Raw genomic sequence first — 16,119 nt, forward strand, 5'->3', positions numbered from 1 at the left:
TTAGATCTGCCAGTTCACACCGATGAAGATCTGTCGTCCCGCCTGTGGCAGAGCTTCACTCTGGTAGTAGTTTTCATCCAGCAAGTTAGTCGCACGTAGGTAAACATCTAACTTGTCACGAATTAATGGCTGTACCAGATTTACGTCCACTAAGGTGTAGTTATCTAACGACTGCTGTTGATATTGGGTCTGACCGCCAACCTTCACCTGCGTCGCATAGACTTGGTCTAAAATACGCTCCACGTTGAGGTGAACTTGAGTCTCGAAGGGAAACTCGTAACTCATCTGCCAACGTAACTGGTGACGTGGACGATATTGCAAGGCATCTAAGGTATCGTCGCCGTCTATCTCTTCTGAATCGAGAAAACTATAAGAGAAGCTCAGATCTAAGTGCTCAATCGTATGGTTATTGATTTGGAAATCTACCCCTTTGAACTTATAACGCCCCATATTTTGGTAGAAACCATCGACATCCTTGGCGATGTAATTTTTCGCATCAGTGTAATAGCCATAAAGGGAGAAATCGGTACTCGCCGGCAGATTCTGCTCTAAACCCAGCTCCACATGCTTAGACTCTTCGGCTTCTAAATCACGATTACCAGATAGCTGCGAATAAAAGTTCACCATAGACGGGAAACGCACTTTACGTGCCACACTTAAGCTTAAGCGGGAATCTTGCGCCGCCTGCCAATAACTGGAGGCCATGGCCGAATAGTTGCCATCGGTACTATCTGTGGTGTCGAGTGAATGATAAGCGCCACCTAAGGTGAAGCCGTACTGCAGCTCAGATTGGTACTGATACTCAGCCGCGGCCGTATATAACCAGGCAGAATCATTTAAGTTCTCGGCGCCGCCGGTGCCAGTTCCACCACCTGTACCTGTTCCACCACCTGTACCTGTTCCACCACCTGTGCCTGTTCCACCACCTGTGCCTGTTCCACCACCTGTGCCTGTTCCACCGCCTGTGCCAGTTCCACCGCCTGTGCCAGTTCCACCGCCTGTGCCAGTTCCACCACCGGTGCCTGTTCCGCCGCCGGTGCCTGTTCCGCCGCCTGTGCCTGTTCCACCACCTGTGCCTGTTCCACCACCTGTGCCTGTTCCGCCGCCAGAACCGTTAGTGCCACCATTATTGCTGCCTGTATTAGCCGTATAAGTACCGACGACTGACTTCCAGCTTTGTTTCTCGGCAATGACTGAAGTCGTGAATAAACCCGCGGTATGCAAGTCTGTGATTAACTGCAGATTGACGCCTTGCACAACCGAGCGCCCATCTTGCGACAGCGTCACCGCCTGATAGGTTTCATCGGCATAGGAGGCTTCTAAGGTATCGCTTTGATTATGATAGCCAAAGCCACGTAGGGTGAAAGTGTCATCAAATTGATGCGCTAACCCCAGTTGGAAAGTATGGGCGTCATAGTCATCGGTACGTTCGAATTTCAACTTGCCGCTGCCAGTACCGTCACGGGCAGGTTTTCCCCATTCGCCGCTGCGCAGCGCCATATTGGCAATCAATTGGGTCTTGTCGGATAACCAGTAACTGCCTTGGGCATAAACGTTAGTGACTTCTTTATCCGAGTTAACGCGCAGCTCACCATCTTGGTATTGTGTCGGCTCAAAGTCATTCGACATAGGGAAACCGTCAGTTTGCTGCCGACTGACACTGACCAAACCTTGCCAATCGTCACCCGAACCTGCGGCGCTGATATCGCCATTAAATGTATTGTCTTTGCCCGCTTCGAGGCGCCCCGCCAGTGCTGGCACCGTACTGCCCTGTTTAGTAATAATGTTGATCACGCCGCCCGCACCACTTGGACCGTAAAGCACAGATGTCGGGCCGACAGACACTTCTACCGAGGCAATTTGGCTTGTGGGAATGATACTTGGGTCGAACTGACCATCGTCGGCGCTGCTCATAGGCACACCATTGACCAACAAGGTCACATGGCGAGTTTTAAAACCACGAATATCGACCCTTGGCGTTCCGTCGCCACCGACGCGAATGTACACACCCGGCACATTCTTTAAGACTTGATCTAGGCTTTGCGCTCCGGTTGCGCGGATCTCTTCTTCACTAATGCTCCAATGGGTCGTCGCCATTTCACTGGCTTCTCCGCCGTCACCATGCACGACGATCACTTCATTGATATTGAGTCGCGGATCACGGGCGATTTCATCGGCTTGAACAGTAAAACTAAGACCAATAGCTAAGGCTAAAGATGACACTCTAAAGAGGGTATTCGTGGTAATCATATTATTGTTGTCACGTCGAAAATTTAAGATGTGCCCGCTATTGTGAACCGCGATTATTCTGTCTCAACCGGAAAACGTTTAAAAACCAACCCAGATCGACAAATTGAAACAAAGGGAAAGCGCATGGCGTAACCAAGAGACAAAATGTCCACCAAGGGTGACTTATCCGACAAAAAGACCCACTCAAGTCACATTTTTTAGCAGCGTAAAATGAGACTATGGCGAAAGTCACACGCTGGGGGCTTACATCTTGACACTCTAGACCTTGGCCTTTAATTTGAGCGAAAGATTCTTATTTACAGGCTGAATCAACTAAAGGTAATGACTTGAAAAAGAGTACATTAACCTGAGTCGAATTCATTGACGCTGACAGAGTGACCTTCAGCTTTCGCCTTCATCCCTTATCTTTACTTTGGAGTTCTATTTGCCCGTTCATGCCCTGTCTGAAGACCTTAAGTCTCTCATCGACAAACTCATTCAATTAAAGCAAGTTCCGCCGACGGAGCCGATAGTGCAGTTGTCGCTTAATACTGTCGCTATGCCTTTAATTTCATGGTTGGCATCGCAGACGCAATTTCCGCGCATCTACTGGCATGGGCGCGACAGAATCGAAGAAGTAGCGGCGATTGGGGCATGTAAAGACTTCAGATTTGAAACCGGCATTAACGATCAACAACTGGCCATGGCCTACCAAGAGCAGCGAGCCTTATCGACGAATCAAAATATTCGCTACTACGGCGGCGTTGCCTTCGATCGCACCATAGAATCTTGGCCAGAGTTCGGTAATAGTCGCTTTATCCTGCCGCGCATTGAATTTAGACGCAGCGGAAGCAAGTTTAGCCTGTTAGTGAATCTTAATTTTGCCGAGAATGATCACCATAGCGAAATCGACAAAGCCATCGCCGCTATCGAAGCTGTGATGCCCGCGAAACCACTCTCGCCGCCGAAGAAAATCGTTCCTCTTGGCCGTAGTGACAAGCCTGATTTTGAACGCTGGAAGACCTTAGTGGAGCAAGTGGTCGAGCCTAAGTTCAATCAAGATACACCTAAAGTGGTGTTATCCCGTTTAACCCAGCTCGAAGTGAACGAACCTATCGATCCTTGGATGGTACTGGCGTGCTGGCAGGGACGTAATCCCAACAGCTTCCAATTTGGCTTTCAATTCAGCCCTGAACGCACATTTATCTCTTGCTCACCGGAGCGTTTATTCCGCCGCCGTCAGCAAGAATTATTCACTGAGGCGTTAGCAGGTACGACAATACGCGGCCTGAGCCAAGAAGAAGATATTGCGCTGGCAAATGCACTGTTAGAAGACAACAAGAATAGCGTAGAGAACCAACTCGTTCGTAGCCACATAGTGAATATGCTCACGCCGCTGAGCAATTATGTCGGTGCCGATGAATTAGCGACCATCTTTAAACTGAATCATATTCAGCATTTGCACCGCGCGATTCGAGCCGAATTAAAGCCGGGCGTGAATGACTTCCAACTATTGCAAGCGCTGCATCCAACCCCTGCTGTGGGTGGCTTGCCGCGACATTCGGCATTGAACTTTATTCGTCAGCGTGAAGGTTATACTCGTGGCTGGTACGCAGGTGCCTGCGGTTACTTCAATAAATATGAGAGTGAGTTTTCGGTGGCTATCCGCAGCGCGTTGATCGAACCGGGTCGGATTAACCTATTTGCGGGGGCGGGAATTATTGCAGGTTCAGAGCCCGAAGCTGAGTGGCAAGAGCTTGAAAATAAACTCGCGACTATCATGTCGATTCTGTTCGAAATGTAATAAGCCTAAGGTCTATTTTTCACCGTCAACCCTTCGTTTTTCAAGCGTTTCAAGGTAAAGCCTGTCCTGTTCACCCGAATCAATTAAACGTTTATGTGCAAGGTCAAAATGGTATTTCAGCATCTGACCTTTTTCAGTATTCGCAAAGGCAAAATAGGTTTCAGCCTTGAGTACGCCTTGAATAATCACAAAATTTTGTGGCACCTTCAGCTTAGGCACATACATAAGCAAATTAGATTTATAATCCAGCACGGCATCTATGCGCCCTGCATTTAAGCTATTGAGCATAGTCAGCATATCGCTGCTTTCTTCGTAGTACATGGGCACGGGAGTCAGCATATTGTATCGATAGGCCAACATCGCCTGAACCCTCTTATGGGATAGACTCTCAAGTCCTGTCCAAGTCGCCGCTAACTCGGCGGTCACCGCTACATCGATAGAATCTACTTCAACCGTATTCTCAGTTAACAGCGCCTTTTTAGTATCTCCCTTATAAACGCTGAGGGTGATATCGGTACGATTATGTTCAACCAGATAAAGGCTGCGGGCAAAGGGCATAAACTGCACCTTGAGTTGCCATTCTGGCTCAGGGAAAACCCGCTGAAGTAACTCGAAGTAATAGCCCGTTTCATCACGATTGGCAAAATCATCCCACGATGCCGTCGCTACATTGACGACAATCGGCTGGGCGGCATAGATGGATACAGGTAACATGGCTAAAAGTAAGCAAAAAATAGCAAAGAATCGTCTCATGGCTATCCTCCTTCGACGTACACAAAGTGTAGAAGAGTTTTCATTCTATGCGTACATTTAAACAGCAGGCTTGCATCTTAAAACTCGACCACTATAATGGCGACCCGATTTCGCCTCGCTGCGATCGGTAATGTTCGGTGATATTGTCGTAAACATAATAAATTGAAAATTAGCGGGTTCCCTCACCCCGCCCTACACAACTAAAAAGGCCACATATGTTAATGTTAACCACAGCGCAGCTTCGCCGCGCCTTATTCCTATTAGTAGGATTCCACATACTGATTATTTGCGTCAGCAACTACTTAGTACAATTGCCATTTCAGCTATTTGGTTACCACACAACCTGGGGCGCATTTAGCTTTCCATTCGTGTACTTAGCCACAGATCTCACTGTCCGTATTTTTGGCCAACAAGCCGCACGTAGCATCATACTCAAAGCTATGGTTCCCGCTTTGATGATTTCCTACGTGATGGGAGTCGTGTTCCATCAAGGTAGCTTCCAAGGCGCTGACTCACTTGCAGAGTGGAATACCTTTGTGTTCCGAATCGCCTTCGCCAGCTTTGCCGCTTATTTGATTGGCCAGTTAATGGATATTAAGGTTTTTGCCCGTCTGCGAATGAGCCGCTCTTGGTGGGTCGCGCCTGCAGCATCGACCTTAGTGGGTAATCTGGTCGATACCTTAGTGTTTTTCAGTATCGCCTTTTACGCCTCTTCCGATAGCTTTATGGCGGCCAATTGGCCCGAAATCGCCACTGTCGATTACGGTTTTAAGCTGATCGTTAGCTTAGGCCTTTTCCTGCCTGCCTACGGAGTTCTGCTAAAAGTCTTACAAGACAAGATTTTGCGCACCAATCCGCAAGAATCAATTTCCTGATTAACTCAACTGGCCAGACCTGTTATAATTTGACCAGTTAATAGTTCAGCCCTGCTCCTGTTAACGCGCGAGTGGGGCTGATTTTTTATGAGAGCAAGCAATGTATTCTATCGAAATTAAAGCAGAGTCAGGTTTGACTCCCGAGTTAGCCACTCAGCTTATCGAACTTAGCAAACAAATCCCTGAACTCGATCGTCCCCTCACCAGCGAAGTGTTAAATCAGCGCTTACAGGGCAAGAAGTGTTTGATCTTAGTCGCGTATGTGGAAGGTGAACTGGCGGGATTTAAACTGGGTTACGAGCAAGAAGAGGCTATATTTTATAGCTGGTTAGGTGGCGTTGCCTCCGATTTTAGACGTTTAGGCTTAGCGCAGAGTCTACTCGAATACCAAGAAACCTGGGCACGCCGTCAAGGCTATAACCATATTCAGGTGAAAACGATGAACCGTTTTCCTGCGATGCTAAATTTGTTGATCAGTAATCAATATTTAATTACCGAGCTCAACGCCGATCCTAAAAGCTTAGTCGACCATAAACTGCATCTACGTAAGTCGATCTAAACCGTTAATGGATGAGAGCGAAACGATATTTGTAAAGATGTGCATTTTTTCAATAAATAGCTTGCAAACACAATTGAGAATGATTATCGTTAACGTGCGTTCCAAAACTCATCTTTAACAACGATGACTGGTAATCGACGTTGTTACGGAGCTCCTGAGTTTGCAAGCACGACATTGCTCACACACACTCTTTGTGGCCGGATTCATCATCCGGCTTTTTTTTGCCTAAAATTCGGTGATGCAAAGCCACATAAAGTAGAACTAACAACTACAGCCATATTTAAATGTCACGTAATCAATCGAATACGGCAAGCTGCCATATCTCACTCGGCAAAACTCATCGGTAAGCTAATCGGCAGACATATCGCTGTAGTTGCCCGCAATGTGTAAGCCCTCGTAGGGATTGTTTTGCTGATCTTCCTTCGCCTCATGGTACAAGCCTATGGTAAATAACGTACCTTTACCTAAGGTTGAACTCACTTCTATCGTGCCACCAATCCGCTTAATAATGCCGTAACTGAGCGAAAGCCCTAAACCAGTGCCATCCTTACGCGTGGTGTAAAAGGGGTCGAAAATCCGCCCTAGCTGCTCTGGTGCTATTCCAGAACCTTCATCTTCCACTTCGATTTTGACGCCAATCGGCATATCTTGCTGCACCCAGTCATAGGTTCGCACCCAGATACGTCCTTTACCGTCCATCGCATGCGCCGCGTTTACTACCAGATTAATCAAGACTTGCAGCAACTGCGGTCGATTGACCTGCACTGGACAACTGGCGTTTAACTCAGTGATCAAAACCACTTCTTGTTTCTGAATCGAATGCCGCACTAACACCAACATTTCTTCAATAATGGGGGTAATCGGATGCATTTCTAGCGGGGCGTTAAATTCGCCCGGACGACTGTACTGCAACAGGCTACGGATAATGGTGCTAATCCGTCCCACCTGTTGAATCACGAGATCAATTTCTTCTTTTACCACTTCCGCATTATCGCCAAGTTCGTAGCGCAGTAACTCCATGTTGCCGAGGATAACGGCGGTCGGATTATTGATTTCGTGGGCAATACCTGCGGTCAACTCACCAAGTGCGGTAAGCTTCTCGTTGGTGACGAGCTGTTGACGTGTTTCATTCAGTAACGCCACGTTACGTTGCAGCTCTAAGGTTTTGTCCTGCAAGCTGCGGGTACGCTCTTCGACCTTCATTTCAAGCTGCTCTGCCGCCGCTTGGATCTGGGCATTTCGGCGCTGTAGCAGATCGAGCATACTGTCGAACTGCTCGGCCAAGTTCGATAACTCGTTATCCCTATCTAACCCTAAAGCGCCGATACGAATATTGCGCCCCGACTTCACCGCTTGAACAACGTGGTGGATACGCTCAATCGGCTGCAACAAGCTATAGGCGCCGCGATAAACCAGCAAGCCCGACACCAGCAGAACCAACATTAGAATCGTGCCCAGCTCTATGATATTTAATAAATAATTATGGATAAAAGGTGACTCAGAAAACCCCGTATAGATCATGCCAACACGCTGGCCACGAATATCTTCCAAGGGAGCATAAGCGGATATAAACCAATCGTTAAACACAAAAGCGCGGTCGACCCATTGCTCGCCTTGGGTTAACACTTTCTCCTTAACTTCCTCCGACACTAAACTGCCCAGCGCGCGACCTTGCGTCTCGTTGCCCGTGGGATAAAAATGCAGCGGCACGTTGGTGGAAATACGGATGTTATCCAAGAAGATGGTCACAGTACCGATGGAGCGCTCGGGCAAGGTGCCCTTGTCGTACACCAGATCACGAATGTGGTCGACAATCCGAATGTCACGATTAAACAGGATGCCGCCATCCAGATACCAAGCCACTTTACCTTGCATATCAGGCACGGGCAGTAGACTACGGCTCAATAAACCGCGTTCTTCAACGGTTTTCGTCGGGCTCTGAGCCCGCAAAGTCGCGACTATCGGGATGCTCGCTGTGACCGCTAATTCTGGGTCGATGCGTGATAAACGTTCGGGCGGCAACACCATCAAGCCGGAATAAGGTAATAACCCGTTTATCTTTGGGAGGATCTGCCGTAAATCAGGGTCAGCGGCCGCTTCGGCGACAGTGACGAGACGCAGATAATCGAGGTTAAGTTGTTTTTTCTGTTCGAGGAGAAATGCGTCGAGACTGGCTCTGTGGATGACTTCACCAGTTAATTCTTTACCACTAAAAAGTGGCCTAAAATCATTTTGAAAGGTCCAAGACGTTACCACACGTTCGAGTTGCTTTTCTTGGCGTACTTGCACTTGCTGCAAGGTATTTTCGGCAACAGATAAGTCAGCTTTAACTTTCATAAACAGCTGCTTACCTGTGTAGCTGATATTCCAGTAAATAGTGATAAACACTAAACTCACCAGTGTCAGCAGAATAGGCAGTAATGTCAGGATTAATATGCGATAGCGCACCTTGGCCTGCATTTGCTGCCAACTGACACCAAAAAAGTGAGTGAAGAATGACACCCTATGACTCCTGATCGCCGCTGAAATCAAACCACTCTTTATACTTACGATCTAAAGTTTTACGCGAAACACCTAAATCCCTCGCCGCGGCAGACTTATTGCCAGAATGTAAGTCCACAACGCTGGTCACATGGTGTTTTTCGACTTCTTTTAATGGCCAATCCAATGGATAACCCGATGTCGATAAAGACTCACTCTTTAGCTGTTGTTTCCAATATTCCGCCGGCGGCTTGCCCAGCAAAATACAGCGCTCAATCATATTGCGCAGCTCGCGAATATTGCCTGGCCACTCGTGTTGTTGCAACTTCACCATGTCCTCATGGCTCCACACGACTTCTCTAACCCCTAATTCGGCGGCGAGTTGACGGGTGAAGTGATGGGTTAACTCGACCACATCTTCGGGTCTGTCACGTAATGGCGGGATTAAAATATCGAGCACATTCAGTCGATAATATAAGTCACGGCGGAAATTCCCCGCATCCACTTCATCAATCAGAGTGCGGTTGGTGGCCGCGATCACTCGCACATCAATGTTCACTTCTTTCTCGCTGCCCACTGGGCGAATCGCTTTTTGCTCTAATACTCTGAGCAATGCCGTTTGCATTTTCAGTGGCATTTCGCCAATTTCATCGAGGAAAATCGTTCCGCCCGAGGCAAAACTGAATAAACCTTCACGATTACCTTTGGCACCCGTAAATGCACCAGCGGTATGACCAAACAGTTCACTTTCAAGTAATTCAGGGGCGATAGAGCCACAGTTGACTGGGACAAAAGGTCCCTGACGTCCACTGAGCAAATGCAATTGGCGTGCAACTAATTCCTTACCCGTGCCCGACTCACCTTGGATCAACACCACAGCATTGGTCGGCGCCACGCGTTCGATAATGTGTTTCACCGACTTCATGGCCTCACTGCTGCCAATAATGGTCGATGAGTAACCGATTGAAACCTCACGGCGCAGCATCAAGTTTTCGCGTTTGAGCAGGCGGCGTTCAATACAACGATCGACCGCTGTCATCATCTGCTCAAGGTGGAAAGGTTTCATGATGAAGTCAGACGCACCCGCGCGCAGCGCGGTAATCGCCACTTCCATGTCAGCATAGCCGGTCATAAAAATGATGTCCGAACGACGCCCCTGCTCATCTAGCGCTTCATGCCATTCGATACCTGAGCGGCCTGGCAAGCGAATGTCGACGATCAGCAAATCGAAATGGCAACGGCTACGTAGCTGCTCCGCATCTTCGATACTGCCTGCTGTTTCGACTAAGGCGAATTTCTTCGAGAGTGCCTTATTTAAAAAACTGCGCATTCCGGGTTCATCATCAACAATCAGTACCGATACTGCCGATGGAAGAGGCTTGAGGTTATTATCTATCTGGCTCATATTGTCTGCTTCTGGACATTTTGACTCATTTGCGACCAATTCTAGCACTGAAAATAGATGAATAGGTCACTATGAACCACAGGAAGTAGGTGCTGAGACAATTTGTCTGTAGAGTATTTGTTAAGCTTGGGATCAAGCTCACAAATTAGGTTAAGCTGTGAAGAAAATGACCGCATTCTCAGCTTGGCATCTAATTTGCTTTCAACCGAACGTATTACAATTTACGAGACCTTCCACTCAGTAGGCATTTGAGTTGGAATCCTATTTTTCGCCAAGGAGTACCCATGCTAAACATGAAATCTCATATTAAGTCACTACTGGGCCTGGTTGTTGCAGCCAGTATGTTCACCGTTTTACCCGCTCACTCGACTGAAGTTATCAAGTTAGCCACGACCACCAGCACTGAAAACTCAGGCCTATTAAAAGAACTGTTACCTAAGTTTGAAAGTGAATCTGGCTACAAGGTTCAAGTTATCGCCACTGGTACAGGCAAAGCCCTGAAACTGGGTGAGCAAGGTGACGTGGATTTAGTTATGACTCATGCGCCAAGTGCCGAAGCTAAATTCGTCGCCGACGGTTTTGGTGTTGAGCCCCGTGGCATCATGGAAAATGATTTCGTGGTACTGGGCCCTAAAAATGACCCAGCCAAAATCCGTGACAGCAAAAATGCCGAAGAAGCTTTCGCTAAAATTGCAAAATCAGGCGTACCTTTTATCTCTCGTGGTGACAATTCAGGCACTCACATCAAAGAGTTAGAAGTATGGAAAGCGGCAAGTGTGACACCCGATTTCAAAGGTTACACTTCAGTAGGTCAAGGCATGGGCAAAACCCTGCTAATGGCAAACGAAATGCAAGGTTACACTCTGTCTGACCGTGGTACTTTTGTAGCTTACAAAACTAAGCTAGATCTTGGTGTTGATTTCGATGGCGGCAAAACCTTAGCCAACCCATACCAAGTTATCCTGATCAACTCTGCTAAGTACCCAGATCTAAACCACAAAGGCGCTAAAGCGTTCAGTGACTGGTTGATCAGCAAAGAAGGTCAAAGCATGATCAATAACTTCAAAGTTGATGGCGAGCAATTGTTCAAGGCAACTTATAGCGAATGAGCGACGGCTGGCTAGCACTATTACAGCAGGCGTTAAGCCTGCTGTTTTCTTTAGACCCCGACGTTTGGTCCATCATTTCGATCTCGTTTTCGGTATCTTTCGCGGCGCTGCTCATCACGCTGGTGCCTTCTATGGTACTCGGCTTTGTGCTGGCGTTTGCGCCATTTCGCGGCAAATGGATAGTCACTAACTTAGTGCAAACTCTGCAATCTATCCCCACTGTGGTTATCGGTCTGCTGGTCTATTTACTGCTCACCCGCAATGGTCCACTGGGCGATCTAAAATGGTTATTCACCCAAGAAGGCATGATCCTCGGGCAAATGTTGATCTGCGCGCCAGTACTGATTGCGATGAGCCAAGCCGCCTTTACTAGCGTTGACCGTAGAGCATGGGAAACCTCACGCACTTTAGGTGCCTCTTGGTGCCGCGCAGTGTGGACAGTCTGCCGCGAGCTACGCATGCCCTTACTGCTGGCGATTGTCGCGGCATTTAGTCGTATTCTGACCGAAGTGGGTTGTTCTATGATGGTCGGCGGTAATATTTTAAACGTAACCCGTAACATACCCACAGCTATCGCACTCGAAACCAGCAAAGGCGACTTCGCCCAAGCTATCGCCCTCGGGCTAGTGCTGCTAATCTTGGCCTTGATCCTCAACTTTGCCCTCGGTGGTTTACGCGGCAAAGCCATGCCAAGGAGCCATTAAGCAATGACTAAGGTCAAACTGATCGCCCGTGACTTAGAAATGTCCTTCGGCGCGCGCCTGTTATTCAAGGCCGACGCATTATCGCTCTGCCAAGGGGATGTGATTTATCTGCAAGGCGACAACGGCACAGGTAAATCGACCTTGATGAAAATTCTTGCGGGCTTGATGGCGCCAACTAAGGGTAAAATTGAGACTGTGGGTTTTGCCAAAAATGCTTGGTGGCGACGCAATCCCTTATTAGGCAAAGCCGTTTATCTGCACCAACATCCTTATTTGTTCGACGGCACAGTGGAATATAATCTCACCTATGGGCTGAATTTCAGTTCAGAAACAAAAGCCAAGGCGAAACAACGTATTACTCAAGCGATTGAGATGGCGCAGCTAGGGTCGCTGCTACACGCCAGAGCTAGTAATCTCTCTGGCGGCGAAAGACAACGGCTCGCCATTGCGCGCGCTTGGATCCTACAACCTAAACTGTTAATGCTCGACGAACCGACCTCCAATATGGACAAGGATTCCCAAGAGCTAGTATTAAAAATGATCCAACAACTCAAACACGAAGGCACAGGTATGTTGTTGAGTAGTCATCAGAATTGCGCGTTAACCTCTATCTGCGAACAGCAATGGCACATAGAAGGCGAACGAGTGACGACCTCTTATCAACACCCAGAATCTTTGCCAGCACAGGAGTCTTTATATGTCATCGCAAATTGATGCCGTTATTCTCGCCGGTGGCATGGCGCGTCGCATGGGCGGCGACGATAAAGGTCTCGTCGAATTAAACGGCGAAGCCATGATTAAGCACACAATAGACAGAATAAAACCTCAGGTTAAGGAGATCCTGATCAACGCAAATCGCAACCAAACACGTTATGCTGAGTTCGGTTTTAAGGTGATAAGCGATGAACATACTGGTTTCCTCGGCCCTTTGGCGGGAATGATCACCGCAATGGGCCAAACGGATGCAGATTACTTATTGGTGGTGCCCTGCGACTGCCCACTGCTGCCAAACGACCTTGTGCCGCGTATGCTGGCAGCGATTAAGGCTGAAGATGCGGAGATCGCCGTCGCCAGTGACGGTGAATATGAGCAACCCGTCGTCTTACTGTTAAAACCCAGCTTACGTGACTCGATGAAAGCGTTTCTTGAGGCGGGTGAGCGTAAAGTGGACTTTTGGTATGCCAAGCATCACTTTGTTGTGGAGTCTTTCGCCGACCAGCCCAATGCCTTTGTAAATGTGAATACGCCAGAACAAAAACAACGACTGGCCATGGAAATCACCAAATAGCTAAGGCTCCAATAACCCAAATTAGAGGTGCAAATGAGTAACCCCTTCGTCAATCCGCTCGCTATTCCCGTTCTCGGATTTTGTGCCTACAGTGGCACGGGGAAAACCACCTTACTCAAGCAATTGATCCCCGAATTAAATCAACGTGGCCTGCGCTTAGCCGTGATCAAACATGCGCACCACAATTTCGACGTGGATATTCCCGGCAAAGACAGTTACGAAATGCGTAAAGCGGGTGCGCGGCAAATGCTGGTCGCTTCCCATGTGCGCTGGGCGCTGATGACAGAAGATGCACGCGATGGCGATCCAGAGTTAGTCCATTTGCTCAAGCAAATCGAAGCCGACAAAGTCGATATCGTCCTCGTCGAAGGCTTTAAAAAACTCGCTTTACCTAAAATTGAATTGCACCGCGCCGCCCACGGCAAACCTTTTATCTACACCCAAGATGAAAATATCCTCGCCATCGCCTGTTGCGATGATACTCAGTTGCCAAGCGACGCACTTCCAAATGAGCTGCGCCGACTCGATCTCAACAATGTCAGCCAGATTGCCGACTTTGTCATTGAGTATGCCCAAAACTGGGAAGCGCCACTCAAATACCCGATTTCAGCCGTGGATGCCTGCACCATAGGCGACAACAAAAACCTCAGCGTCAGCCAAGGTTTAGCTCAGATTCTATCCCATGTATCCCCCGTGGCAGAAGTCGAAGAGATTGACTTAGACGCCTTAGATAACCGCGTACTAGCAAGCGACAGTATTTCTCCCGTCGACGTGCCGCAACAAACCAATTCGGCGATGGATGGCTACGCCTTTGTCTATCAAGACCCAATGCCTACCACCTTAAAATTGGTGGGAGAGGTTCTTGCCGGTCATCAATATTCGGGCACGCTTAAAGTCGGCGAAACCGTGCGTATCATGACGGGCGCAACAGTGCCTGCAGGTGCTGATACAGTGCAGCCCCGAGAGCTTGCCAAGGAAGTCGATGGCATTGTTAGCTTTGAAGGCCGCATTCTTTCTGGCCAACACGTTCGCCTCGCTGGAGAAGATATTGCTCAAGGCCAAGTCGCCCTCGCCAAAGCCACACGCCTAAGCGCCGCCGAACAAGGTTTACTGGCTTCACTTGGGCTCAATCGCCTGAGTGTCTATCGCCGCCCAACCGTTGCCGTCTTCTCCACCGGCGATGAAGTGAGCCAACCTGGCGAAGCACTCAAGGCCAACTGCATCTATGACTCAAACCGCTTTACCATCAAAGCGATGGCGAAACGTCTTGGTTGTGATGTTATCGATTTAGGCATTATCGAAGATTCTGAAACCGCACTCGAAGCGACGCTCGCTAAAGCCGCCACCCTTGCCGATGTCGTCATTAGCTCTGGCGGTGTATCGGTCGGTGATGCAGATTACATTAAAACCGTACTGGCCCGCTTAGGCAAAATCGATTTTTGGCGGATTAGCATGCGTCCGGGTCGGCCACTCGCCTTTGGCAAAATCGGTGATAGCTTATTCTTCGGGCTGCCGGGCAACCCAGTGGCGGTAATGGTTACTTTCCTGCAATTTGTGCAGCCCGCTTTGCGAAAATTGGCGGGTGAAGTGAACTGGCAAGCGCAGCTATTCCCCGCAATAAGTGATGAAACACTGCGAAGCCGCCAGGGCCGCACCGAATTTATTCGCGGGATTTATCAACTTGGTAAAGATGGACGCCTGCACGTAAGTAGCACGGGCAACCAAGGTTCCGGCATGTTAAGTTCAATGGTCAAAGGGAATTGTCTCATCATCATAGGCGATGATGCAGAAGCCGTGAATGCAGGTGAAACTGTGTTTATTCAACCCTTTGCGGATCTGCTTTAAGATCCAGTGAGTTTTTATGAGTCTAATGGTGGATTCCTTTGGCCGTAAGGTCGAATATTTACGGCTCTCTGTCACCGACCGCTGCGACTTTCGCTGTGTCTATTGCATGACGGAAGATCCCTGTTTTCTGCCAAAGGACCACGTACTCCACCTCGAAGAGTTAGCTTGGATTGCCCAAGCTTTTACCGAGCTTGGTGTGACTAAAATTCGCCTGACTGGCGGAGAGCCCTTAGTTCGCAACGATTGCGATCAGCTAGTGAGTTTGCTTGGCAAACTGCCTGGGCTGACAGATTTGTCCATGACCACCAATGGTTCAAGGCTGACAAAATTCGCTAAACCCATGTTTGCTGCAGGATTAAAGCGCCTCAATATCAGCCTAGATACCTTAAACCCCACATTGTTTACCCAGTTAACACGTAACGGCAAGTTAGACAGAGTCATCGATGGTATCGATGCCGCCATTGCGGCGGGCTTTGAACGTATCAAGATTAATGCGGTGATTTTAAAACAACAGAACGATAATGAAGTCATTGATTTAGTTGATTTCTGCCGTGACCGCCGTTTAGACATCGCCTTTATCGAAGAGATGCCACTTGGCGAAATAGATGAGCGTAAACGCGCCCGTCATTGCAGCAGCGATGAAGTCAAAGCCATCATAGAAAGTCGCTATCCGCTGCAGCTATCTAACAAACGTACTGGCGGTCCAGCGCGGTATTACACTATGGCCGACAGCCCAATCCATATCGGCTTTATCTCACCCCACAGTCACAACTTCTGCCACGAATGTAATCGCGTGCGCGTCACAGTTGAAGGCCAATTATTGCTGTGTTTAGGAAATGAGCATGCCGTTGATCTCAAAAGCATAGTCAGGGAATTTCCCGCAGATATTGAGAGACTTAAAGCCGCTATTCTCGCGGGCATTAACCTCAAGCCTAAGCAACACGACTTTGGCAATAATCAGGTACAAATTCTACGTTTTATGAACGCCACTGGCGGTTAAGCATCCCCCCCTCAATCGCTTAAGGGCTAGCATCTCAATTTTGCCGTGATAAACTCGAAGCATCACC

13 protein-coding genes are annotated in these 16,119 nt (G+C 48.4%); 9 read left to right on the forward strand and 4 right to left on the reverse strand.

Annotation, left to right across the window (positions count from 1 at the left end):
- Positions 1-2,250 (reverse strand): TonB-dependent receptor plug domain-containing protein, encoded by a 2,250-nt coding sequence (locus tag OX890_RS01665; RefSeq protein ID WP_268650007.1) that lies wholly within the window; start codon positions 2,248-2,250, stop codon positions 1-3.
- Positions 2,251-2,674: 424 nt separating this feature from the next.
- Here OX890_RS01665 and OX890_RS01670 point away from each other — a divergent pair, with 424 nt between their 5' ends.
- Positions 2,675-4,033, forward strand: a complete 1,359-nt coding sequence (locus OX890_RS01670; RefSeq protein ID WP_268650008.1) for an isochorismate synthase — start codon at positions 2,675-2,677, stop codon at positions 4,031-4,033.
- A gap of 12 nt (positions 4,034-4,045) precedes the next feature.
- Here the strand turns inward: OX890_RS01670 and OX890_RS01675 are convergent, their stop codons facing one another.
- On the reverse strand, positions 4,046-4,786 hold the full coding sequence (locus OX890_RS01675) for a transporter substrate-binding domain-containing protein (protein WP_268650009.1): 741 nt from the start codon (positions 4,784-4,786) through the stop codon (positions 4,046-4,048).
- A 215-nt stretch (positions 4,787-5,001) separates the two neighbouring features.
- On the opposite strand from OX890_RS01675, the gene OX890_RS01680 reads away from it, so the two are divergent.
- Both OX890_RS01680 and OX890_RS01685 read left to right on the forward strand, forming a co-directional pair.
- Positions 5,002-5,661 carry a 7-cyano-7-deazaguanine/7-aminomethyl-7-deazaguanine transporter gene (locus OX890_RS01680; protein ID WP_006079405.1) on the forward strand — a complete coding sequence of 220 codons (660 nt, stop codon included), beginning with the start codon at positions 5,002-5,004 and terminating at the stop codon, positions 5,659-5,661.
- Between the two features lie 100 nt (positions 5,662-5,761).
- Positions 5,762-6,220: a GNAT family N-acetyltransferase gene (locus OX890_RS01685; RefSeq protein WP_259577625.1), complete on the forward strand. Its 459-nt coding sequence runs from the start codon at positions 5,762-5,764 to the stop codon at positions 6,218-6,220.
- 348 nt (positions 6,221-6,568) lie between these two features.
- Here the strand turns inward: OX890_RS01685 and OX890_RS01690 are convergent, their stop codons facing one another.
- Complete coding sequence (locus tag OX890_RS01690) at positions 6,569-8,722, reverse strand: sensor histidine kinase (protein ID WP_126493317.1); 2,154 nt, start codon at positions 8,720-8,722, stop codon at positions 6,569-6,571.
- Position 8,723: 1 nt separating this feature from the next.
- Positions 8,724-10,106 (reverse strand): sigma-54-dependent transcriptional regulator, encoded by a 1,383-nt coding sequence (locus tag OX890_RS01695; RefSeq protein ID WP_006079400.1) that lies wholly within the window; start codon positions 10,104-10,106, stop codon positions 8,724-8,726.
- 284 nt (positions 10,107-10,390) lie between these two features.
- Between OX890_RS01695 and OX890_RS01700 the strand changes: the two genes are divergently transcribed.
- The 6 genes from OX890_RS01700 to moaA are packed head-to-tail and all read left to right on the forward strand — an operon-like array spanning position 10,391 to position 16,052.
- Entirely contained in the window at positions 10,391-11,215 is an 825-nt protein-coding gene (locus OX890_RS01700) for a substrate-binding domain-containing protein (protein ID WP_006079399.1), read from the forward strand.
- Complete coding sequence (locus OX890_RS01705) at positions 11,212-11,919, forward strand: ABC transporter permease (RefSeq protein WP_006079398.1); 708 nt, start codon at positions 11,212-11,214, stop codon at positions 11,917-11,919. The genes OX890_RS01700 and OX890_RS01705 overlap by 4 nt, the downstream gene beginning before the upstream one ends.
- A 3-nt stretch (positions 11,920-11,922) precedes the next feature.
- Complete coding sequence (locus tag OX890_RS01710; RefSeq protein ID WP_012588941.1) at positions 11,923-12,633, forward strand: ABC transporter ATP-binding protein; 711 nt, start codon at positions 11,923-11,925, stop codon at positions 12,631-12,633.
- Positions 12,617-13,207 carry a molybdenum cofactor guanylyltransferase MobA gene (mobA, locus tag OX890_RS01715; RefSeq protein WP_006079396.1) on the forward strand — a complete coding sequence of 197 codons (591 nt, stop codon included), beginning with the start codon at positions 12,617-12,619 and terminating at the stop codon, positions 13,205-13,207. Before OX890_RS01710 ends, mobA begins: the two co-directional genes overlap by 17 nt.
- 33 nt (positions 13,208-13,240) lie before the next feature.
- Positions 13,241-15,052, forward strand: coding sequence for a bifunctional molybdopterin-guanine dinucleotide biosynthesis adaptor protein MobB/molybdopterin molybdotransferase MoeA (locus OX890_RS01720; RefSeq protein WP_126493319.1), 1,812 nt, complete (start codon positions 13,241-13,243; stop codon positions 15,050-15,052).
- A 16-nt stretch (positions 15,053-15,068) separates the two neighbouring features.
- Positions 15,069-16,052, forward strand: coding sequence for a GTP 3',8-cyclase MoaA (gene moaA, locus OX890_RS01725; protein ID WP_126493321.1), 984 nt, complete (start codon positions 15,069-15,071; stop codon positions 16,050-16,052).
- The last annotated feature ends 67 nt before the right edge of the window (positions 16,053-16,119 follow it).

It is taken from the genome of Shewanella sp. DAU305 (genome assembly GCF_026802235.1).
GTDB classification, from domain to species: domain Bacteria; phylum Pseudomonadota; class Gammaproteobacteria; order Enterobacterales; family Shewanellaceae; genus Shewanella; species Shewanella baltica.